This is a genomic window from Nonomuraea sp. NPDC001699 (assembly GCF_053596455.1).
Map to the genome: position 1 here is coordinate 685,061 of NZ_JBSFGF010000001.1, position 22,061 is coordinate 707,121.

Annotated in this window: 19 protein-coding genes and 1 pseudogene; 12 read left to right on the forward strand and 8 right to left on the reverse strand. The window is 71.5% G+C overall.

Going from position 1 to position 22,061, the window contains the following annotated elements; all coding sequences use genetic code 11:
- Nucleotides 1-6 precede the first annotated feature (6 nt).
- Both ACWCSU_RS03295 and ACWCSU_RS03300 read right to left on the reverse strand, forming a co-directional pair.
- Complete coding sequence (locus tag ACWCSU_RS03295; RefSeq protein WP_449933247.1) at nt 7-858, reverse strand: SDR family oxidoreductase; 852 nt, start codon at nt 856-858, stop codon at nt 7-9.
- A gap of 52 nt (nt 859-910) precedes the next feature.
- Complete coding sequence (locus tag ACWCSU_RS03300; RefSeq protein WP_449933249.1) at nt 911-3,295, reverse strand: hypothetical protein; 2,385 nt, start codon at nt 3,293-3,295, stop codon at nt 911-913.
- 124 nt (nt 3,296-3,419) lie between these two features.
- On the opposite strand from ACWCSU_RS03300, the gene ACWCSU_RS03305 reads away from it, so the two are divergent.
- The 6 genes from ACWCSU_RS03305 (at nt 3,420) to ACWCSU_RS03330 (ending at nt 8,455) form a co-directional block, all read left to right on the forward strand.
- Complete coding sequence (locus ACWCSU_RS03305; RefSeq protein WP_449933251.1) at nt 3,420-4,583, forward strand: hypothetical protein; 1,164 nt, start codon at nt 3,420-3,422, stop codon at nt 4,581-4,583.
- A 100-nt stretch (nt 4,584-4,683) separates the two neighbouring features.
- The gene (locus ACWCSU_RS03310) at nt 4,684-5,016 is read left to right on the forward strand and encodes a hypothetical protein (RefSeq protein WP_449933253.1); all 333 of its coding nucleotides are present in this window, start codon (nt 4,684-4,686) and stop codon (nt 5,014-5,016) included.
- A 12-nt stretch (nt 5,017-5,028) separates the two neighbouring features.
- On the forward strand, nt 5,029-6,426 hold the full coding sequence (locus ACWCSU_RS03315) for a sensor histidine kinase (protein ID WP_397039933.1): 1,398 nt from the start codon (nt 5,029-5,031) through the stop codon (nt 6,424-6,426).
- Nucleotides 6,423-7,085, forward strand: a complete 663-nt coding sequence (locus tag ACWCSU_RS03320) for a response regulator transcription factor (RefSeq protein ID WP_357694807.1) — start codon at nt 6,423-6,425, stop codon at nt 7,083-7,085. Before ACWCSU_RS03315 ends, ACWCSU_RS03320 begins: the two co-directional genes overlap by 4 nt.
- An 87-nt stretch (nt 7,086-7,172) precedes the next feature.
- Nucleotides 7,173-7,703, forward strand: coding sequence for a DUF4956 domain-containing protein (locus tag ACWCSU_RS03325; RefSeq protein WP_449933726.1), 531 nt, complete (start codon nt 7,173-7,175; stop codon nt 7,701-7,703).
- Nucleotides 7,700-8,455 (forward strand): polyphosphate polymerase domain-containing protein, encoded by a 756-nt coding sequence (locus ACWCSU_RS03330; protein WP_449933256.1) that lies wholly within the window; start codon nt 7,700-7,702, stop codon nt 8,453-8,455. The genes ACWCSU_RS03325 and ACWCSU_RS03330 overlap by 4 nt, the downstream gene beginning before the upstream one ends.
- Here the strand turns inward: ACWCSU_RS03330 and ACWCSU_RS03335 are convergent.
- On the reverse strand, nt 8,450-9,673 hold the full coding sequence (locus ACWCSU_RS03335; protein ID WP_449933258.1) for an acyl-CoA dehydrogenase family protein: 1,224 nt from the start codon (nt 9,671-9,673) through the stop codon (nt 8,450-8,452). The two genes, ACWCSU_RS03330 and ACWCSU_RS03335, sit on opposite strands and share 6 nt — an antisense overlap.
- A 68-nt stretch (nt 9,674-9,741) precedes the next feature.
- Here ACWCSU_RS03335 and ACWCSU_RS03340 point away from each other — a divergent pair.
- Nucleotides 9,742-9,918, forward strand: a pseudogene (locus ACWCSU_RS03340) (TetR family transcriptional regulator); the annotation flags it as partial.
- Between the two features lie 447 nt (nt 9,919-10,365).
- On the opposite strand, the gene ACWCSU_RS03345 reads toward ACWCSU_RS03340, so the two are convergent.
- From ACWCSU_RS03345 to ACWCSU_RS03365, 5 genes are all read right to left on the reverse strand, one after another.
- A complete protein-coding gene (locus tag ACWCSU_RS03345; RefSeq protein ID WP_449933260.1) occupies nt 10,366-11,361 on the reverse strand; it encodes an acyltransferase family protein in 996 nt (331 codons plus the stop codon).
- 111 nt (nt 11,362-11,472) lie between these two features.
- Nucleotides 11,473-13,413: a DUF6807 family protein gene (locus ACWCSU_RS03350; protein ID WP_449933262.1), complete on the reverse strand. Its 1,941-nt coding sequence runs from the start codon at nt 13,411-13,413 to the stop codon at nt 11,473-11,475.
- Nucleotides 13,404-14,453 carry a mandelate racemase/muconate lactonizing enzyme family protein gene (locus ACWCSU_RS03355; RefSeq protein WP_449933264.1) on the reverse strand — a complete coding sequence of 350 codons (1,050 nt, stop codon included), beginning with the start codon at nt 14,451-14,453 and terminating at the stop codon, nt 13,404-13,406. The genes ACWCSU_RS03350 and ACWCSU_RS03355 overlap by 10 nt, the downstream gene beginning before the upstream one ends.
- Nucleotides 14,450-15,322: a 5-dehydro-4-deoxyglucarate dehydratase gene (locus ACWCSU_RS03360; RefSeq protein ID WP_357694819.1), complete on the reverse strand. Its 873-nt coding sequence runs from the start codon at nt 15,320-15,322 to the stop codon at nt 14,450-14,452. The genes ACWCSU_RS03355 and ACWCSU_RS03360 overlap by 4 nt, the downstream gene beginning before the upstream one ends.
- Nucleotides 15,319-16,209 (reverse strand): NAD-dependent epimerase/dehydratase family protein, encoded by an 891-nt coding sequence (locus tag ACWCSU_RS03365; protein ID WP_449933266.1) that lies wholly within the window; start codon nt 16,207-16,209, stop codon nt 15,319-15,321. Before ACWCSU_RS03365 ends, ACWCSU_RS03360 begins: the two co-directional genes overlap by 4 nt.
- Before the next feature lie 192 nt (nt 16,210-16,401).
- Between ACWCSU_RS03365 and ACWCSU_RS03370 the strand changes: the two genes are divergently transcribed.
- From ACWCSU_RS03370 to ACWCSU_RS03390, 5 genes are all read left to right on the forward strand, one after another.
- Nucleotides 16,402-17,355, forward strand: a complete 954-nt coding sequence (locus ACWCSU_RS03370; RefSeq protein WP_449933268.1) for a LacI family DNA-binding transcriptional regulator — start codon at nt 16,402-16,404, stop codon at nt 17,353-17,355.
- A 194-nt stretch (nt 17,356-17,549) separates the two neighbouring features.
- A complete protein-coding gene (locus ACWCSU_RS03375) occupies nt 17,550-18,521 on the forward strand; it encodes a carbohydrate ABC transporter permease (RefSeq protein WP_449933270.1) in 972 nt (323 codons plus the stop codon).
- The gene (locus ACWCSU_RS03380; RefSeq protein ID WP_397039945.1) at nt 18,505-19,371 is read left to right on the forward strand and encodes a carbohydrate ABC transporter permease; all 867 of its coding nucleotides are present in this window, start codon (nt 18,505-18,507) and stop codon (nt 19,369-19,371) included. The genes ACWCSU_RS03375 and ACWCSU_RS03380 overlap by 17 nt, the downstream gene beginning before the upstream one ends.
- A gap of 45 nt (nt 19,372-19,416) precedes the next feature.
- Nucleotides 19,417-20,697 (forward strand): ABC transporter substrate-binding protein, encoded by a 1,281-nt coding sequence (locus ACWCSU_RS03385; RefSeq protein WP_449933272.1) that lies wholly within the window; start codon nt 19,417-19,419, stop codon nt 20,695-20,697.
- A 10-nt stretch (nt 20,698-20,707) separates the two neighbouring features.
- Nucleotides 20,708-22,012, forward strand: a complete 1,305-nt coding sequence (locus ACWCSU_RS03390; protein WP_449933274.1) for a Gfo/Idh/MocA family protein — start codon at nt 20,708-20,710, stop codon at nt 22,010-22,012.
- Nucleotides 22,013-22,061: the final 49 nt, after the last annotated feature.

Here is a 22,061-nt window from a genome sequence, read left to right on the forward strand (position 1 = left end):
CCGCGGTCAGCCGGGCAGCGTCTCGCCGCCGATCGGGGCCAGCACCTCACCCGTGTAGTACGAGGACAGCCGGTCGGCGGCGAAGAACACGTACGAAGGGGCGATCTCGTCGGGGTCGGCGGCCCGCTTCATGGGCACCTGCGCGCCGAACGTCTCCACCTTCTCCTCCGGCATCGTGGCCGGGATCAGCGGCGTCCAGACCGGGCCGGGGGCGACGGCGTTGATCCTGATGCCGCGTTCGACCAGGTTCTGGGCCATGGAGTAGGTGAAGGCGTTGATCGCGCCCTTCGTCGCGGCGTAGTCGATGAGATTCCTGTTGCCGCGCAGGCCGTTGATCGAGGAGGTGTTCACGATCGCGCAGCCCTCCCGCAGGTGCGGCAGCGCGGCCTTGGTGACGCGGTAGTAGCTGTGGATGTTGACCGCGAACGTGTGCTCCCACTGCTCGTCCGGCAGTTCCTCCAGGGAGTCCACCGGCGCCTGGTAGGCCACGTTGTTGACCAGCACGTCGAGGCCGCCGAGCTCGGCGACGGCCTGCTCCACGACCGCCACGCAGTGGTCGCGGTCGGCCAGGTCGCCGGGCAGCAGCACGCAGCGCCGCCCCTCCCGCTCGACCAGGCCGCGGGTGTGGTTGGCGTCGTCGTGCTCGTCGAGGTAGGCGATGGCGACGTCCGCGCCCTCCTTGGCGAACGCGACCGCCACCGCCCGGCCGATGCCCGAGTCACCACCGGTGATCAGCGTCCTCTTGCCCGCCAGCAGGTTCCTGCCCTCGTAGCCGCGCATCTCGTCGCGCGGCTCGGGGGACATGTCGCCCGTACGGCCCGGGTACGGCTGGGTCTGCGGTGGTGGTGTGTCTGACATGTCCGGCGGTCTTCCCCCGGCGGGGTATCGGTAACGTCACGGCTTGCCCAGGTCAGCCCTTTCTGAAGTCCTGAACCTCCTTCCACACCCGTTTGTGCTCGACCAGCCTGGTGTCGAAGACCTTCGTCCCGGCCTCCTTGGCGTACGTGGCCAGTTCGCCGCTCTTGGCGCGCTTGAGGAAGTCGGCCTGCTCCTTGAGCCGGGTGCGGACGGTCTCGACGGCGGTGGACAGCGTGTCGTCGTCCTCCCAGCGGTCCAGGTCGGCGGCGAGCAGGTCGCGCTCGGCCAGCAGCTTGTCCGCGACCGACTTCGCGTTCTTGACCAGTTCCTCCTGCTTGTGGTCGGCGGCCAGCTTCATCGCCGTCCGGTCGAACGTGACGTCCACCCCGCCGTCCTTCTTCTCCGCGTGGCCGCCGCGGTCGCCCTCGTTGACCGTCGCGAACGGCATGAGGTTGCGGAACGACAGGTAGGCCATCGCGGCCGTGGGCGCGTCGGAGGCGTTCAGCACCGCGGCGGCCTCGTCGAACATGCTCGCGAGCTGGCGTCCCTCGATCTGTTCGACGGGCAGCAGCGCGGCCAGCTCCATGATCCGCGACTGGAGGTCCTTGCGCACGGCCTCCTTCAGCGCCCTGACCGCCTGGGGGCCGGTGGTGGCGTCCGAGACGAGGTGGTTGGCGTGCTGTGTCTCGATCGCCCAGGCGGTGGTGTGGCAGCCCATCCCGGTGACGCCCGGCGGGGCGGGCGCGCGCCCGTTGATGACCAGGGACTCCTTCAGCGACGGGTCGAAGTCCACCACCAGGTTCGTGTCGGCGGCCTCCGACGCCCAGGTGGTGCGCTTCGGCTCGACGGTGATCGGCGGCTGGTCGGCCAGCCGCGCCGTGATGCTCTCGATCAGCGGCGGGAGCGCGTCCGGGACCGCCCTCTTGGGGAACAGCTCCGGGTACTCCTTGCGCAGCGCGCCCTCGAACTGCTTGACCATCATCTCCGCTGCCGCCCGGCCGAGCTTGCCGTCCACCGGCTCGGGCAGCCCGGCCGCGGTCACCGCGTGCGGGTAGGCGGCGGCCATCACCCGCAGGTGCCTGTCCAAGAGGTCGGACAGGACGACGACCGCGTACTCCGGCGCGCCGTCGCCGATCTTCTTCAGGTCCGTGGCGACCTGGCCGGCCTCGGCGAGGATGCGGGCGTTCCTGGCCGACGAGATCGCCTCCTTGGCGCTCGCCGCCCGGCGCGCGGTGTGCGGCTGCTGGAGCCGGGTGCGCGCGTCCTCCGCCTTGGCCCTGAGCGCGCCGGCCGCGCGGTGCATGCCCTGGTAGATCCCGGGTGCCTTCTGCACGTCCTCGATCCGGTCGAGGAGGGCCGGGATACCCTGCAACGCCGTGACCCGGTCCTTGTTGGTGGCGACCGCCGTCAGCGCCTTGTCCAGCTCGGTGTTGATCGACTGGAGCTCGGCGTACTGCTTGGCCACGTCCCCGTAGGACTGCGGGTTGAGCGCGTACTCGACGTACGACTCGCGCATCGACGCGTCGAACGCGAACATCTTCCACAGAGCCGTTCTCATCTCGTTCTGCTCGGACTGGCGGGGTTTGGAGGCGCCCGTGCCCTTCTCGGCGGCCAGCTTCGCCGCCTTGACCTCGTACGCCAGCAGAGCTCCCCGGTACGTGCCCTCACCCGACCCCGTCGAGCCCCTGGCCGAGGCGGGCGGGACCGTGCTGAACGGCAGGTGGTTCAGGAAGTTCAGATGCTGGGCCACCGCCGTGGCCAGCGCCTGGGCCGCCTTGCTCTCGTTCTTCTCGCTCAGGGCCAGGGCGCACTGCTCGGCGACCAGACGGGCGGAGTTCTCCAGAGGCTCGACCCGGCTGGTCGCGTCGTCGGCGTCGACCGCCTCCAGGCGCATCAGCAGGTCGCGTGCCGTGCCGTCCGGGTCGCTCACCTGGGCCTGCGCCGCGGCCTGCATCGACAGCAGCGCCGTGGCCGCCTCCTTGACGGTCAGGCCGTACAGCGAGGCGCGTACCGAGTCCACGACCCCCTGCCACGAGGTCGTGTGGTCGCCCATGCGGTTGCCGAAGGGGGAGGGCGTGCGCTGGAGCCGGCTGATGAGCACTCCGGCGATCTTCTTCGGTCCCGCGTCGCCCCGCAGGTCCACCAGGGGGCGCAGGTGCACGACGGCGCCCGCCGGGAGGTCGTGCTCCCGTGCCGCGAACGTGACCGCGCCCCAGACCTCGCTGCGCGGCTTGGAGATGGCGATGGTGCGCGGGCGCGCGTCGGTCTCCATGGCCTCGCCCCGGTCCAGGGACAGGACCGGCGCGCTCTTCCGCTTCTCCAGCCGGACGACGGGCGTGACCTCCTCCTCGGAGTCACCCTTGTTCTTCTTGCGTAAGTTCGTCTTGCTGCTCTCCGACTTCGTGCCGCCCTGCCCCTTGGACCGCTTCCGCTTCATCCCCACCCCTCCCCGTGCCACCGTCAGCCCGATGCTCCTCCTTGGGACGCCCCAACGGCAGTGCCCTGACCTCATCCGGCCACGTCCGGCGGATCTGTCGTAGGTGATCAATAGACTCGCCCGCGTGCCGACCGCCTGGGACGAGATCCGCGACCTCATCGACGCGCGCCACACCGACACGCTCGTCTCCCGCCTGCTCACCCTCGACGCCGACGAGCGCGAGCTCGTCGCCGGATCACTCCGCGAGCACGTCGCCCTCCGGCGCGACGACCTCGCCGACCCCGACTGGGAGGAGATCGGCGAGGTCGGCTGGACACCGCCCGCCGAGCTGCTGCGCCTGGCCGGGGCGGCCACCCTCGGCGCCGTCGGCGCCGTGGCCGCCTGGGTCAACCGCCGCGACCTCCAGTCCTGGTACGGCTTCTCCGCCCGTCCCCACTTCGGCGCCCCCGGGCCGATGGTGCGGCTGTTCGGTCACCGTCCCGCCGCCTGGCAGGCCGACCTCGCCGTACGCCTGGCCGCCAGGTTGCGCGGCCCCGCCGACCCGGGAGCCCCGCTGGCCCTGGCCATGCTCCGGCACACCCGGGCCGAGCCGCCCGCGCACGATCCCCTGGTGCTGGCCTGGATCTCCGACGGCGCGTTACGCCCCGCCGACCCGCTCTTCCCCGCCCTCCTGCCCAGGATCTTCGAGGCGGAAGGGGCCGGGCGGCTCCTGCGCGAGGCCCGTACCGACCCGCTGATCCGCGCGGCCGACCGCGGGATGCTGCTCGACGGCTGCGTACGCCGCTTCCTGCGCGGCGGGCCGCTCCACGACCTGCGCTTCTTCGTCCGGCTCCACGAAGCCCTCGACCCGGCCGCCGACGAGGTCGTTGCGCGCCGCCTCGACTACCTGCGCCTGCTGCCCGCCGCTCCCGGCCTGGTGGCCGAGCTGGCGCAGAGACGCGTCCGCCACCTGGACCACCCCGACCCCGCCGACGTGGTGGAGGCCGTGGAGGGGCTGGTGTTCCGCGCCGAGGTCAAGCTCGCCCGCGCCGGGCTGAGCTGGCTCGACGAGACCGTACGCGCGTCCCCCGCCCTGGCCGACGACCTGGCGGGGGCGTTGGTCCTGGGGTTCCAGCACGCGTCGTACGAGGTGCAGGGGAGGGCGGCGCAGCTCGTGCTCAAACATCGGGCGCGGTTCGGGGACGAGGCGGGCGGACGCATCCGCGACGGCCTGCCCGCCCTTCCCCCGTCCCTCGTGGCCCGCCTGAACCCCCACCTCCTGAGCGGTCCCACCTCTCTCAAGCGGTGACGGAGTCCGACATTCCGGTGGGGGAGGACGGCGCGGGGGATGAGAGGTTCCTCATCCGGGGCTCAGAGTGGTCTCCTCGGACGGGCGCACGCTCAACCTCATGAAACGCGTGATGCTCATTCTCGTGGCGCTGACGGCGGCGGGCTTCCTCTCGGCCGGATGGGTGCGGGCGGCCGACGACGGGCCCGATCTGGGCGACTCCGTCACGGTCTCGTCCTCGCCGGGGACGTCGGCCGGCGACGTACGGCCGGTCACGTCGCCGGGAACCGAGGCGGAACCCGTCAAGCCGCCCGCGCCGAAGCCCGGAGGCGGCGATGATGATGGCGACGACGACCCCCATCGCGCCTGGGCCGGCGAAGACGACGATGACGACGAAGACGACGCTCACGAAAGCGGCGACGACGATGATGATGACGACGACGAAGACGACTGAGCGGGGGGTCGGATGCGGGTGAGCGCCCGCGCCCGGATCGTGGGCTGGATGCTCGCCGTGGTCGGCCTGGCCCTGGCGGTCTCGATCTTCGCGACCTGGACCGTCCTGCTCGCCCGCCTCGACGACCGGATGAACCTGGAGTTCACCAACGAGGCCGAGAAGCTGCGCCGGTACGCCGCCACCGCCCACGATCCCCGCACCGGCCGGCCGGTCTCCGACGTGCGGGAACTGCTCACCGGCTACCTGGCGATCAACTCGCCCGACCGATGGGAGACCTTCTTCAGCATGGTGGACGGCAGGGCCGACCGGATCACCGCCGTCACGCCCCCGGCCCGGCTCGACACGGACGAGAAGCTGGTCAAGGTCCTGGCCGCGGCCACCAGACCGGCCTACGGCGACACCGAGAGCGTCGAGGGCACGGTCAGGTACGCCGTCATCCCGGTCAGGGTGGCGGCCGACCCCCGTCCCGGCCATTTCGTCGCCGCCGTCTTCTACGACCGCCACCGGGGCGAGATCGTGGACGCGGTCGGCGTGCTCGGGCTGTCGGCGCTGGCCGCGCTGGCCCTGGCGGGGGCGGCGGGATGGTTCGTGGCGGGGCGGGTGCTGGCCCCGGTGCGGCTGGTGAGCCAGACGGCCGAGCAGATCAGCGACTCGGCCGACCTCACGCGCCGGCTCAAGGTCACCGGCGACGACGACGTGGCCGCGCTGGCCGCCACGTTCAACCACATGCTCGACCGTTTGGAACGTTCCTTCGCCGTGCAGCGCACGTTCGTGGACGACGCCGGGCACGAGCTGCGTACCCCCATCACGGTCATCCGGGGGCATCTGGAGCTGATGGGGGACGATCCGGCCGAGCGGGCGGAGACGCTGGCCCTGGTCACCGACGAGCTGGACCGCATGAACCGGATTGTGGACGACCTGCTCACGTTGGCCAAGGCCGAGCAGCCCGGGTTCCTCGCGGTCGAGGAGGTCGAGCTGGCCGACCTCACGGTGAGCGTGGTGGCCAAGGCGCGGCCGCTGGGCGACCGGCGGTGGCGGGTGGACCAGGTGGCCGAGGCGCGGATCCCGGCCGACCGGCAGCGGCTCACGCAGGCGCTCATGCAGCTCGTGGTGAACGCCGTCCGCCACACCATGGACGACGATCTCATCGCGGTCGGGTCGGCCGTGCGGGACGGGCGGGCCGAGCTGTGGGTGCGGGACAGCGGGCCGGGCGTCGCGCCCGCCGACCGCGAGCGCATCTTCCGCCGGTTCGTCAGGGGCGCGGGACGGACGGGCGGGCACGACGGGGCAGGGCTGGGGCTGGCGATCGTCAGGTCGATCGCCGAGGCGCATGGAGGCGGTGTGAGAGTGGCGGACGTCCCGGCGGGGGGCGCTTGTTTCGTGATGACGTTGCCGCTGGCCAGGGCATGAACCGGATCCTGATCGCCGAGGACGAGAGCCGGATCGCGGCCTTCCTGGAGAAGGGCCTGCGCGGCAACGGCTTCGTCACGGCGGTGGTGACGGACGGCGTGGCGGCCTACGACCTGGCCAGTTCGGGCGGGTTCGACCTGCTCCTGCTCGACATCGGGCTGCCGCTCAGCGACGGGTTCACCGTGCTGCGGCGGCTGCGGGAGTCGAAGGTGGCCATCCCGGTGATCATCCTGACGGCCCGGGGCGGCGTGACCGACACGGTCGCCGGGCTCGAAGGGGGCGCCGACGACTACATCGCCAAGCCCTTCGCCTTCGAGGAGCTGCTCGCGCGGGTCAGGCTGCGGCTGCGGGCCGACCGCACGCCCGAGCCGACCGTCCTGCGCGTCCGGGACCTGGCACTCGACCTGCGGACCAGGCGGGCGCACGTCGGGGACCGCGTGGTGGACCTGTCCACCAGGGAGTTCGCGCTGGCGGAGATCTTCTGCCGGCATCCCGACCAGGTGCTGACCCGCGAGCAGCTCCTCAGCCACGTCTGGGGCTTCGACTTCGACCCCGGCTCGAACGTCGTGGACGTCTACGTCCGCTACCTGCGCAGGAAGATCGGCCCCGACCGCATCGAGACCGTGCGCGGCACGGGCTACCGGATGAGAGCCGCCTAATGGGCGGCTCACGGCTCCCTCACCGGCGGGCCGCAGGCTGGTGGACATGAGAACGAGGGGCAAGACACCGTGACGGCCGGACTGGCGATGGACCTGGCGGCGATCACCGTCCTGGCCTACGGCCTGTACTACCGGCGACATCACCGGCGCGACCTGCTGTTCGCCTACGTGGCGCTGAACCTGGGCATCTTCGCGGTGGTCTCCCTGCTGCTGGTCCAGCGGGTGGACCTGGCGGTCGGGTTCGGGCTGTTCGGGGTGTTGTCGATCATCCGGCTGCGGTCCAGCGAGATCACCCAGCAGGAGATCGCCTACTACTTCGTGGCGATCGTCCTCGGGCTGGTGAACGGCATCGCCTCGCAGCTCCCGCTGACCGCGCTCTTCCTGGACGGCGTGCTCCTGGCCGTCGTGTACGTCGCCGACCATCCCCGCCTGCTCGGCCGCACGCGGCAGCAGCTCGTGACGCTGGACGTCGTGCACGCCGACCCCGAGCTGCTCAGGGCCGACCTGGAGAGCCGGTTGCGCGGCCGCGTCCTGCACTGCGTCGTCACCCAGGTGGACTACGTGCGCGACGTGACCGTGGTGGACGTGCGCTTCCAGCTCGCCGAGGTGGCCCGATGAGGGACGCGAGCGCGCTGATGGCGGGTGTCGCCGCCGGGCTGCCGCCGGTCGGGCTGGACGAGGTGCCCGAGCTGATGAGCCGGACGGACCACAAGTACGTGGTCAGCGTCCCGGTCATGGCCAGGCTCGCGGCCGAGCTGGGCGACCGGTTCTCGGTGTTGCGGATCGGGGCCCTTCGCCAGTTCCGTTACACCTCGACCTACTTCGACACCCCCGACCTGCTGACCTTCCGCCACCACCGGCAGGACCGGCGACGCCGGTTCAAGCTGCGCACCCGTACGTACCTGGACGGCGGCGGCCGGTGGCTGGAGCTGAAGCTGAACGGCGCGCGCGGCAACACCGACAAACGCCGCATCCCCTACGATGCCGCCCCGGCCGGCGAGCTGACCACGGAGGCCATGGAGTTCGTCGGTGACACGCTGAGCAGAGAGCTGAGCGTCGCCGTGCCCGACGCGCTGGGGCCCGTGCTGTCCACCGACTACCAGCGGGTCACGCTCGTGGCCGGGCAGACCCGGCTGACCTGCGACACCGGCCTGCTCTGCCGCGACGGCGGCCGGAGCGTGCCCGCCCGCGGCGACCGGGTGCTGCTGGAGTCGAAGTCGGCCGACGGGCGGGCGCCGGTGGACCGGGTGCTGCGCGGGCTGGGGGTGCGGCCGGTCAGCGTGAGCAAGTACTGCCTGGGGGTGGCCGCGTTGAGGGGCGTCCCGGCCAACCGCTGGCACCCCGCCATGCGGGGATATTTCGCGTTATAGCGGCAGGCCGCCCGTCGCCGCGCTCGTCGAACCGGTCACCTGGTAGGCCGCGATCGTGCGCTCGGCGATGCGCATCTGGTGGATCTCGTCGGCGCCGTCGGCGAAACGGGCCCAGCGGGCGTGCTGGAACATGCTCGCCAGCGGAGTGTCGGTCGAGTAGCCGAGCGCGCCGTGCACCTGGATCGCCCGGTCCACGATCCGGTTGAGGCTGTTGGCCACGAAGTGCTTGGCCATCGACACCTCCGTACGGAAGTCCTCGCCCCTGTCGATCTTCGAGGCGGCGTGCAGGACCATCAGCTTGCACTGGTAGAGCTCCATGGCCGAGTCGGCGATCAGCCACTGCACGCCCTGCTTCTCGGCCAGCAGCGAGCCGTGGCTGTAGCGGTTGAGCGCCCGGTCCACCATCATGTCCAGCGCCGTCTCGGCCTGCGAGATCCACCGCATGCAGTGGGCGAGCCGCGCCGGGCCCAGCCGGTACTGGCCCAGCCGGTGGCCGTTGCCCCGGCCGCCCAGGACCGCGCTGTCGGGCACCCGGAGGTCCTCGATCACGATCTCGCTGTGGCCGGTCGAGCCGTGCATGGTCTCGACCTCGCGCACGTCCTTCCAGCCCGGATTGGGCAGGTCGACCAGGAAGGCCGTGTTCGCGCCGCGGGAGCCGTCGGGCACATCCTTCTCGGTGCGCGCGATGAGGATGGCGAAGCTCGCCCGGCGGGCGTTGGAGATGAACCACTTGTGGCCGTTGATCACCCACTCGTCGCCGTCCTTGACGGCCTCGGTGCGGATCAGGGTGGGGTCGGACCCGGCCACCTCGGGCTCGGTCATCGCGAAGCACGACATCTGGACGCCGTCCAGCAGCGGCCGCAGGTACTTCTCCTTCTGCTCGTCGTCCGCCCAGTGGAGCAGGGTGTGCATGTTGCCCTCGTCGGGGGCCTGACAGTTGAGCACCCACGGGCCGATGCGGGTCTTGGCCGCCTCCGACTGCACCATGGCCAGCTCGACGTGGCCGAGGCCCATGCCGCCCCACTCCTCGGGCATGTGCGGCAGCCACAGCCCCTCGTCCTTCGCCCGGCGGCGCAGCTCGAAGATCGTGCGGAGGTAGGCGTCCCGGTCGCCCTCCTCCACGCCGGACATCGTCGGGATCACGGTCTCCTGGATGAAGGACCTGACCCGCCCGCGGATCTCCTCGTGTTCGGGAGCGAGAGTGAAATCGATGGCCATGACTCTCCTTCGGCGATTTCACCGATAGTACTATCGGTGAAAGCACACACAAGTCCCGTGAGGCGATCGTGACCAGCACACCGCGCAGCAGAAGCGAGGCGAAGGACCTGACCCGGCGCAGGCTGATCAGGGCGGCCCTGACGCTCCTCGACGAGGAGGGCGAGGCCGGCCTGACCACCGGCAAGGTCGCCAAGGCCGCAGGAATCGCCCAGTCGAGCTTCTACGTGCACTTCAAGGACATGCAGGAGCTGCTGCGGGTGCTCGGCGAGGAGGGCGGCGACCGGCTGCGCCGGGCGATGCGGGAGGCGCGGCGCAGGGCCCGCGAGGCGCCCGACGACCTCGAACGCCACCGCGACACCTTCCGCATCCCGCTGGAGGCGATCTGCCGCCACCCCGAGCTGCTGCGCATCCAGCTGCGCGCGCGGCACGACCCGTCCTCCTCGCTGCGCGACTTCGCCGCCCGTACGGCCGCGGCCTACCGCGAGCACCACGCGGCCGACCTGGCCGCGCTCGGCTACACCGCCGGCGACGAGCGCGACCGGCGGCGCCTGGAGATGATCGCCGAGGGCGTCAACGCGGCCACGAACGCGCTGGCCATGGGCCACCTGGAGGGCCGCTACCCCGACCTGGACGAGTGCGCCGACATCCTGGTCGCGCTGTCCAGGGGCGCGCTGCGCCTGCTCAGGCACGAGTCAGCCGGGACGGCGCAGCGGGGTGAAGGCCCAGGTCATGCGGGGTTCGACGGCCCAGCGGAAGAGCCGGCGCACCCAGGGGGCGCACAGCAGGGTGGCGGTGACGACGCCCAGCAGGAGTGACAGCGGCAGGCCCAGGCCGAGCCGCTCGGCGCCCTTCACCACGAAGCCGTGCAGCAGGTACGCGTACATGGTGGCCGACCCCAGCCCGCTGAACCAGGTACGCCGGGACGGGGTGACCGCCAGGAACGCGGCCACCAGCACCGCCCCCGCCGCCAGCAGCGCCAGCCTGATCGCGGTGCCGGTGAGGTCGTCCACGCCGATGGCCGCGTTGGAGTGCCGCCACCTGATCCACTCGGTCGGCACCCGCTCGTGCACCAGCAGCGCGACCGCGAGCCCCAGCCCCAGCACGCAGGACCCGGCCAGCCGCATGGGAGGCCGCCGCAGCCACGCGAAGTGCTCGGGCCGCACCATCAGGCCGAGCACGTAGAACGGCAGCAGCGCGAACGTGCGGTTCATGGCCAGCTCGCCGGGCAACCGGTCGAGCCCGGTCAGCAGGGACAGCGCGACCGCGACCGCGAGCGGCCACTTGAGCTGCTGCCACACCGGCGTGGACAGCCGCCACAGGAACAGCGAGAGCAGGAACCAGGTGAGGTAGTAGGGGTCGAGCAGGCTCAGCTCGAACTTGCCGTACAGGATCGGGCGGGGGAGCGAGTAGGCCAGCTCGAAGATCAGGTAGGGGACGGCGAGCGTGGAGATGAGTTTGCGCGCCTTGCCCCCCGAAAACGTGAAATTTCGGGACAAATAGCCGCTTAGGACGATGAACAGCGGCATGTGGAAGACGTACACGTAGAAGTACAGCGCGTGGGCGAGCGGCGCGTCGCGCTGGTCCTCGATCAGGTGACCGCACACGACCAGCACGATGGCCAGGTACTTCGCGTTGTCGAAGAACGGGTCCCTGGCGGTGGCGGGGCGGGCGATGACGGGTGCGTTCACAGATTCCGCACCCTAGCCGCGGCCCGCCGAACCGCCGGGAAACCGGGAATGAGGGCTTACCGAAGAGCGGGTGTCAGGCGCGCTTCCCGATCACCGCCTCAGATCACCGCCTCAGATCATCGCCTCGACGGTGGCGGCCAGGGCCGACGCCGACGGCCCGTCGAGCCGCCCGTCGGCCACGACCGTGACCACCCGCCTGGTCAGCGCGTCCTCGACGACGAGCGGACGGTCCCACGCCAGCGCCTGCCCGACCCCCGGATACTCCGCCACCCGCACGAACCAGGGATCGTCGCCGGCCTGAACGAACACCAGCGTCCAGTCCCGCCCGTCCGGCTCGGTCCCGGCCATGGCCACCCACCGGCCCCGGCTGCCGTGCACGGACCCCTCGTCCCCGGGGAAGGTCACCCGGCCGGAGGAGGAGCCGGGCGCGCGCCAGAAGAACCCGCCGTAGCCCGCGCCGGGCCGGCCCTTCGTGGCCGAGCTGTTGACCTCCAGCGGCGAGCCGGTGAGGTTGGTCAGCGTGAACGTGAGGTCGAGGGCCCACGCGCCGCCGACCGGCCGGGCGGCGACCGTGCGCCGCTCGCGGGCGATCAGCCGGTCGCCGGGGCCGATCCACTCCAGCTCCTCGGTGAAGCCGTCGTCGTCCAGCCGGGTGAAGGCGACGTGCCGCTGCCTTCCGTGGTCGTCCAGCCAGGCCGGTCCCCGGCCCCTGACGTAGGTGCGGCCGCCCCAGAAGTTCGCGCCGCCCAGGTCGGCGATCGCCACGCCGGCGCCGAGGTGGTGCACGTGGTCGTCGGGGCGCACCTGGGTGACGGTGACGCCGCCGAGCGTGCGCACCGGATGCAGGTACGGCCGCGGTGAGTCGGTGACGGGCAGGTCGGGCCGCCACTCGTAGGCCGCGACCGGCGTGCCGGCCACCCGCAGCTCCACCTCCGTCCAGGGGGCCCGGAGCTCGGAGTAGAGCGCCAGCTCCTCGGCGCTGCGGGCGGTCAGCTCGGCGAGGCCCGGCAGGAATCGGTGGGTGACCTCGCCCGCGTCGTCGCGCTCCACGACCTGGTGCCGCGCGGCGATGGGCAGCGGCTCGGGGGCCAGCCGCACCGCGTCCAGGACCCGGGTGAACGTCTCCGTACGGGCCAGCGGGACGAGCAGCTCGGCCCCCGTGCGGATGTGCGCGACCAGGTTCTCCAGCAGCCCGGCGCGCTCGTGCACGGTGGTCTCGACCGAGCCGTCGGCCCGCTCGACCCGCAGCTCGTCCAGCGTGTACGTGAGCGTCGCCCGCCCCGCCTCCCCGTGCACCACCAGGTACGGCTCACTCCGGCCGGTCGCGCACAACGACACCGCGATCGTGATCACCGGCCCGCCCGCGATCCGGACGCGCAGGCAGGAGGTGTCGTCGGCCTCGATCGGGTGGGCGCGGTAGAGCTCGGTCTCGACCGTCTCGACCGGGCCGTCCACCAGGGCGAGCGCGGTCGCGACGGCGTGCGCGAAGGGGTTGGTGAGCGCGCCGTCCACCACGTCCACGCCGTCCAGCCGACGCCGTCCGGCCCAGGACGAGCGCGTGAAGTACGACGAGGGCCGCTCCCACGCGCCCGCGCCGCCGATGCCGCGGACACGGCCGAGCGCGCCGCTCGCCATCAGCTCCCGCAGCGCGGGGACGGCCCGCGAGCCGAGACTCTGGAAGCCGACCTGGCAGGCCAGCCCGGTCTCGGCCACCGCCGCGGCGATCCGCGCGTGCGCCTCGGGGCTCGCCGCGGGCGGCTTCTCCAGCAGCACGTGCGACCCGGCGCGCAGCGCCGTGACGGCAAGGTCGGCGTGCGTGTGGATCGGCGTGCAGACGATCGTGATCTCCGCGCCCGTGGCCGCGACGAGCTCGCCCAGGTCCGGCGACCAGGGCAGGGGGGCGCCGTCGAGCTCCACCGGCCGCACGTCGCAGATCCCGGCCGGCTCGACCAGCCCGGTGGCCGCGAGCCTGCGCAGGTCGTCCAGGTGATGCCGCCCGTGCCCGTGCGCCCCGGCCAGGACGACCTTGACGGGGTCCGTCCTCACGCCCATCGCAACCCCAGTCCCGCGTGGCCGCCCACGCGCAGCACGCCGTCCGCGATCTCCACCGGGTACGGCTCGGCCAGCAGCCCCAGCCTGCCGAACGAGGCGTCCTCGACGTCCTCGGCCAGCGGCGGCAGCGGCAGCGCCAGGGCGAGCTGCCCGGACACCTCGCTCAGCAGGTGCGGATGGACCGGCACGCCGAACGTCCTGGCCAGCTCCGCGATCCGCAGGAACGGCGTGACGCCGCCGACGCGCACGACGTTCGGCTGGACGATGTCGCAGGCGCCCGCGGTGAGCAGGTCGCGGAAGCCGTACACGGTGTAGACGTTCTCGCCCACCGCGACCGGCACGTCGGTCGAGCGGCGCAGCTCGACGTGCGCGGCCACGTCGTCGGCGGGCAGCGGCTCCTCGATCCAGTGGAGGTCGAACTCGCGCAGCGCGGCCAGGGCGCGCCTGGCCCGGTGGAGGTCCCACCGCTGGTTGGCGTCGATCATCAGCAGCCGGTCGGGCCCGATCACCTCGCGGACGGCCGCCACCCGGGCGACGTCCTCGGCCAGGTCGGGACGGCCCACCTTGATCTTGACGCCGCGGTACCCGGCGGCCACCCAGCGCCGCGCCTGCCCGGTCAGCTCCTCCAGGGAGTAGTGCAGGTTGACGCCGCTGCCGTAGGCCGGGACGTGCTCGCGCCGCCGGCCCAGCACGTCGGCCAGCCCGGTGTCGCCGCAGCGCAGATCCCACAGCGCCAGGTCGATCCCGGCCAGCGCGACCGTGGTGATCCCGCCGGGGCCGGCCTCGCGCAGGTGCCGCCACAGCCGGTCCCACACCAGCTCGGGGTGGGCGGGCAGCCCGATCAACGCCTCACGCAGGTCGTGCTCCAGCAGGGCCCGCACGGCATGCGCGCCGATCTGCGGCGTCCAGGAGAACCCGGTGCCGGTGCGGTCGTCCGCCAGCGTCACGTGGCAGACGATCACGTGGTTGGCCGGCACGTCCGGGCCCCACGGGCGGGGCAGGGGGACCGTCCGCAGCTCGGTCCGCAGGCCGGTGATCACGAGGCCGCCAGGGCGAGCCCGGACCTGATCAGCGCGTCCAGCTCGGCGAGGTGGTCCTCGGCCACGTCGACCAGCGGCGGGCGCACCGCGCCGACGTCGAGGCCGCGCAGCCGTACGCCGGCCTTGACCAGGGCCACCGGGTAGCCCGGCACCTTGTCGCGCAGGCGGACCAGCGGCGCGTAGAACTCGGTCAGCAGCCGCTCGTCGCCCTTCAGGTACGCCACGGCGATCTCGGGGGCGAAGGCGAAGACCGCGCTGGAGTACAGGTCGACGCCGATGCCGCGGTAGGCGGGCATGGTCAGCTCGGCCGTCGGCAGGCCGTTGAAGAACAGGAAGTCCGGGTGCTTCTCGCGCACCGCGAGGACGGTCCGCTGCATGCGGTCGATGTCGCCGAGCCCGTCCTTGAGCCCGATCACGCCGGGGACGCCGGCCAGCTCGACCACGGCGTCCGGAGCGAGCACGACCGCGCCGCGCTGGTAGACGATCACCGGCAGCTCGGCGGCGACGGCGGCCACGTACGCGGCGAAACCGCTGCCCGGCCCCTGAGTCAGGTACGGAGGCATGAGCAGCAGCCCGTCGGCGCCGGCCGCGCGGGCCGCCCGCGCCTGGTTCAGCGCCGCGCCGATCGGGCCGCCCGCCCCGGCGAACACCGGCACCCGCCCGCCCACGACCTCGGTGGCCACCCGGACGGCCCGCGCGTGCTCCGCCTCCGACAGGGCGGAGAACTCGCCGGTGCCGCAGGCCACGAACACGCCGCCGGGGCCGTGGGCCATGCCCTGCCGGATGTGCTCGGCCAGCACCTGCTCGGCGAGGGCGCCGTCGGCGTCGAAGGGGGTGACGGGGAAGAACAGCACACCGCTGAGATTCATTCGGATTCCTTGAGTTCGGTTCGCCAGCTTCGCTGGGGCTCCCAGCCGAGCAGGCGGCGCGCCTTGTCCGTCGAGAAGGCGGGAGCGCTGCCGGTGAGCCCGGCCGCCAGTTCCCCGGTGCCGGGCACGGCCTGCGGGAGCAGATCGGCCAGCGGCTCCCTGGCCAGGGCGTCGGCCGCGCCGGCGAAGAAGACCTCGCCGCCCGGCAGCTCGGGCAGCGCCGCGATCAGCACGGCGAACAGCTCGGCCGCGTCGCGCGCGTCGATGTAGTTGAACAGCGAGACGCCGCCGATCTCCGGCTGGTCGAGCCGTTCCCTGACGGTGTGGCCCGACTGCGTGGGCGCGCCCGCCCACTCCTCGGGCGGGATGACGAAGCACGGCCGGACGGCCGCCATCCTCGTCCGGCCCGCCCGCGCGAACGCCTTCATGGTCTGCTCGGCCACCTGTTTGGACAGGTTGTAGGCGTTCCAGGGCAGCGCCGGGTGCTCCTCGTCGATCGGCAGGTACGCCGGCGCCCAGCCGCCGGGCGCGCCGTACCCGATGACCGTGGGGCTGCTGGCCACCACCACGCCGGCCACGCCCAGCTCCACCGAGGCCGCGCAGACGTTGAACGCGAGCCGCGTGTTCACCTGGAAGATCACTGACTCCGGCCGGCTGAACGGCGTCGCGATGGCCGCCAGATGGATCACCGACTCCGGCCGGAACCGGGCGACGACCTCGTACGCCTGGCCGGTGTCGGTGAGGTCGGCCGGTGACGTCGCGGCGGCCTCGACCGGCGTGCCGGGGGCCTGGTCCACGCCGATCACCTCGTGCCCGGCGGCCGCGAGCGTGGTGACGACGCTGCGGCCGAGGCGTCCGGCGCTGCCGGTGACGAGCACTCTGCTCACCGTGGGGGACTCCTTCAGGACTGCAAACAGTTGCACTAAACCTATGGGTCACGCAGGGAGTGACGTCAAGAGCCGATTTCCGACAACACCATCTACCTGGGAATATGCCAGGTCGCCTGGAAGCGGCCTGGTCGGCAAGCGCTTTCATCCTCGCCCTGGTTCCTGCAAGCGGTTGCGTTAGGGTGGGCGACTGTGACAGTGACGATTCGTGATGTGGCCCGCGCTTCCGGTGTGCACGTATCGACCGTGTCGCGGACGTTCTCCGCGCCGCACATGGTGAACGCCGCCACCCGTACCAGGGTGCTGACGGTGGCCGAGGAGCTGGGATACCGGCCCAACAGGGCGGCGAGGGCGCTCACGACCGGGCGTACCCACAACCTGGGCCTGATCGTGGCCGACATCGCCAACCCGTTCTTCCCGCCGCTGATCAAGGCCGCGCACGCCGCGGCCCGGCAGCGCGACTACCACCTGTTCGTGGCAGACACCGACGAGGAGCCGGCCGCCGAGGAGGAGCTGATCCAGGCGTTCTCCAAGCAGGTGGACGGCGTGGTGCTGTGCAGCCCGCGCTCGTCGAACAAGGCGCTGGAGCGGCTGGCCGAGCGGGTGCCGTTCGTGGTGATCAACCGCCGGCTGCGCGGCGCGGCCACGGTCCTCATGGACGTCGGGCACGGCGCGCGGCTGGCGGTCGAGCACCTGGCCGCGCTCGGTCACCGCCGCGTCGCGCTGCTGTCGGGCCCGGCGGGCTCGTGGACGAGCGGCGAGATCCGGACGGCCGCCGAGCGGGTGGCGGGCGTCGACCTGGTCGTGATCGGGCCCAACGCACCCACCGAGCGGGGTGGCCTGGCCGCCGCGTCCGCGGTGCGCGAGGCCGGGGTGACCGGGGTGCTGGCCTACAACGACCTCATGGCGATCGGGCTCATCGAGGGGCTGGGCGAGCTCGGGCTCAGCGTGCCGGAGGACGTCAGCGTGGTGGGCATCGACGACATCGTCCCGGGGCGGCTGAACCGTCCCAAGCTCACCACGGTCGCCATGCCCACCGCGGCGGCCGGGCGGCTGGCGGTCGACCTGCTCATCCAGGAGGTGAGCGCCACGACCTCGCTGGAGACCAGGTTGGTGCTGCGGGAGTCGACGGCGCCGCCCCGATGACCTGCAAACGGTTGTACTAAATCGCAGCAATATTCGTCCTACCTCTGCGTGGTAAGCGCTTGTCACCAGGTAAAACACGATGTCGATATATCGATAACGGCGATGTAACGTCTGCAAAGGGTTGACGGAACTTTCCTGCCAGCTATAGGAAAGCGCTATCCGTTCACATCTCGCCGGAAGGTCCGTGATGACGAATGAGTTCCGTCATGGCTGACTCGGTGGCGGTGAGACCCCCGGACGCCGCGACCCCGCCCGAGCGCGGAGACCGCCGTGCGTCCAGACGTTCCCGCCGCGAGGCGCGGGCCGCCTACCTGTTCCTGGCGCCCTGGTTCGCCGGTCTGCTCGTCATCACGATCGGTCCCATCGTCGCCTCGCTCTACCTGTCGTTCACCGACTACAACCTCCTTGAGGAGGCCAAGTGGGTCGGGTTCGACAACTACGTCAAGATGTTCACCGAGGACCCCCGTTACCTGAACTCGCTGAAGGTGACGACGATCTACGTGGTCGTCTCGGTGCCGCTGCAACTGGCCTTCGCGCTCGTGCTGGCCCTGGTGCTCGACCGCGGGCTGCGCGGCCTGTCGCTCTACCGGTCGATCTTCTACCTGCCCTCGCTGCTGGGCGGCAGCGTGGCGATCGCGATCCTCTGGCGCAAGGTCTTCGGGGCCGAGGGCCTGGTCAACGCCGTGCTGTCGGTCTTCGGGATCCAGGGGCCCGGCTGGGTCAGCGACCCCGACACCGCCCTCGGCACGCTGATCATCCTGCACGTCTGGACGTTCGGCGCCCCGATGATCATCTTCCTGGCCGGGCTGCGGCAGATCCCCGCCAGCTACTACGAGGCCGCCTCGGTGGACGGCGCCGGCGCGTTCCGCCGGTTCCGCTCGATCACGCTGCCGCTGCTGACGCCGATCATCTTCTTCAACCTGGTGCTGGAGATCATCAAGTCGTTCCAGTCGTTCACGCAGTCGTTCATCGTGAGCGGCGGCTCGGGCGGACCGGCCGACTCCACGATGTTCAACACGCTCTACCTCTACCTCAAGGGCTTCAAGAGCTTCGACATGGGCTACGCGGCCGCCATGGCGTGGGTCCTGCTGCTCATCATCGCCGGTCTCACCGGGGTGAACTTCCTCGCGTCCAAGTATTGGGTCTTCTATGGCGACACCAAGTAGGCCGCTGCCCGTCCTGTTCCGCCCGCTCAAGGGCGGCCGGGTGGTCAAGCACGTGCTGCTGATCGGGTTCGGCCTGGTCATGCTCTATCCGCTGCTGTGGATGATCTCCAGCTCGCTCAAACCGGAGGAGCTGATCTTCCGGCAGCCCGGCCTGTGGCCCAGTGAGGTGACGCTGGAGAACTACACCGAGGGCTGGACCGCGCTCAAGCACCCGTTCGGCTACTACCTGTGGAACTCCGCGGTGATCACCGTGCTGTCGGTGGTGGCGAACCTGGTGGCCTGCTCGCTGGCCGCCTACGCCTTCGCCCGGCTGAACTTCCCGCTCAAGAAGCTGTGGTTCACCCTCATGCTGGGCACGATCATGCTGCCGCACCACGTGCTGATCGTGCCGCAGTACGTCATGTTCTCCAAGCTCGGGCTGATCAACACGATCTGGCCGCTGGTCATGCCGAAGGTGCTGGCCACGGACGCGTTCTTCGTGTTCCTGATGGTGCAGTTCATCCGCTCCCTTCCCCGGGAGCTGGACGAGGCCGCCGAGATCGACGGCGCCGGCTACTGGCGGACGTTCATCAGGGTGATCATCCCGCTCTGCACCCCGGCGCTGGCCACGACGGCGATCTTCACGTTCATCTGGACGTGGAACGACTTCCTCAGCCAGCTCCTCTACCTCAACAACCCGGACAACTTCACCGCTCCGGTGGCTCTGCGCACCTTCCTCGACGCCAGCAGCGACTCGTCCTGGGGCCCGATGTTCGCCATGTCGATCGTCGCGCTCGGGCCGATCTTCGGCTTCTTCCTGGCCGGTCAGAAGTACCTGATCCGTGGTGTGGCCACCACGGGCCTGAAGTAGTTCCCCCACCCCCCGACACAGAGAAATCCCACAGGAGGTAGAGCCGTGAGCTCTGGCAAGAAGATGTGGTCGGCGGCCCTGCTCGCCACCGCTGTGCTGGCGGTCACCGCGGCCTGCGGCAGCGGCGGCGACGAGGGCGCCGGCGGGAAGGTCAAGCTGCGCTTCTCCTACTGGGGCAGCGACGCTCGGCAGAAGATGACCGAGGAGGCCATCAAGAAGTTCGAGGCCAAGAATCCGGGCATCGACGTCGAGGGCGAGTTCTCCGACTTCGCCAGCTACTACGAGACGCTGTCCACGAAGGTGGCAGCCAGCGACGCCCCGGACGTCATCACGCTGGAGATCCGCGGCCTGCGCGAGTACGCCGACCGCGGCACGCTGGCCGACCTGACCGGCAAGGTCCAGACCGGCGACATCGACCCCAAGCTGCTCGGCACCGGCGGCATCGACGGCAAGCAGTTCGCCGTCCCCACCGGCGCGAACGTCTTCTCGGTGGTGCTCAACCCGTCCGTGGTGGAGGCGGCCGGGGAGAAGGTGCCCGACGACACCAAGTGGACCTGGAAGGACTACGTCGACCTCAGTTCGAAGATCACCGCCAAGGGCGGCGGCACGGTCTACGGCACCCAGCTCAACTGGAACCCCGCCTTCCTGCAGATCTTCGCCGCCCAGCGCGGCGAGCCCTTCTACCAGGGCAACAAGATCGCCGTCACGCCCGGGACGATCGTGGCCTGGTGGCAGGTCATGCTGGACACGATCAAGGCCAAGGGCAGCCCCGACGCCGCCAAGACCGCCGAGGTCGGCGCGACCAGCGTGGACCAGTCGCTGCTGGCCACCAACACCGGCGCGTCCGGCATGTGGTGGAGCAACCAGCTCGGCGCGGTCGTCAAGGCGTCGGGCAAGGAGATGAGCCTGCTGCGCCTGCCCAAGGCGGAGGGCGCCGGCAGCGGCGGCATGTTCCTCCAGCCGGCGATGTTCTACACCGCCTCCGCCAAGAGCGAGCACGCCGCCGAGGCCGCCAAGTTCATCGACTTCATGATCAACGACGCCGAGGTCGGCGGGATCATCCTCAGCGACCGCGGCCTGCCCGCCAGCTCGAAGGTCCTGGCCGCGGTCAAGGACAAGCTGCCGCCCGCGGACCAGAAGACGCTGGAGTTCGTCGACTCCATCAAGGGTGAGCTGTCCGACCCGCCCGCCGCGCCGCCGAAGGGCGCCAGCGCCCTGGAGGACATGCTCAAGCGGTACACCGAAGAGGTCATCTTCGGCCGGATGGCGCCCGACGCCGCCGCCCAGAAGTTCCTGACCGAGGCCAACGCCGCCCTCGGCGGCTGAGAGGACGACCATGAGGTACGCGTTCGTCGGGCTCGGGCACCGCGCGCAGCTGTACGTCGACGCCCTGCTCGGTGAGTGGCGCGACACCGGCACCGTCGTCGCCCTGTGCGACGGCAACCAGACCCGCATGGACTACTACGTCGAGCGGATCGGCCACGAGGTGCCCTGCTTCGCCCCCGCCGAGTTCGGCAAGGTGCTCGAACTCGCCGACGCGGTCGTGGTCGCGACCGTGGACGCCGCGCACGCCCGGTACGTGTGCGCGGCCCTGGACGCCGGCCGCGACGTCATCGTGGAGAAACCGCTCACCGTGGACGCCGAGAGCTGCGCGGCCATCGCCGAGTCGGCCCGGCGCAGCACCGGCAGGCTGATCGTCACCTTCAACTACCGGTACTCGCCGCGCAACTCGGCCGTGCGCCGCCTGCTCATGGACGGCGCCGTCGGCGAGGTGACGTCCGTGCACTTCGAGTGGACGCTCGACACCATCCACGGCGCGGACTACTTCCGCCGCTGGCACCGCGACCGGGGCAGCTCCGGCGGCCTGCTCGTGCACAAGTCCACCCACCACTTCGACCTGGTCAACTGGTGGCTCGGGGCGGCGCCGGAGACCGTCTTCGCGCAGACGTCGCTGCGGTTCTACGGCTCGGCCAACGCGCGGTCGCGGGGGCTGGCCGACCGTCCCGAACGCGGCCAGGGCGCGCCCGGCCTCGGCAGCGACCCGTTCATCCTGGACATCTCCGCCGATCCCCGGCTCAAGCGCCTCTACCTGGACGCCGAGCACGAGGACGGCTACGTCCGGGACCAGGACGTCTTCGGCGACGGCGTCACCATCGACGACAACATGGCGGTCCTGGTCCGGTACGACAGCGGGGCGCTGCTGACGTACTCGCTGAACGCCCACGCGCCCTTCGAGGGTTACCGGGTGGCGTTCAACGGGACGGCGGGACGGCTGGAGCTGGAGGTCGTCGAACGGGCGTGGACGCCGCCGCACGCGGCGATCGACCCGAGCGCCGCGTCCAAGGAGCACGCCGCCGGGGCCTGGGAGCGGCTCACCCTGCGCCCCCACTGGGAGGAGCCTCGGGAGGTGCCGATCGAGTCGGGCGCGGGCGGGCACGGTGGGGGGCACGGTGGCGGGCACGGCGGCGGCGACCGGCTGCTGCTGGACGACGTGTTCCGCGGCCCGGCCGACGACCCGCTGGCCCGGCAGGCGGGCTACCGGGACGGCATCCGCAGCGTCCTGACCGGCGTCGCCGCCAACCTGTCGGCCGCGTCAGGCGCCCCGGTACGCCTGTCGGACACCGGCACCCGCCTGGCCTGACGGCCCCGCACCGGCCCCGCGCCGGTGCGGGGGTTGGCGCGGGGAAGGT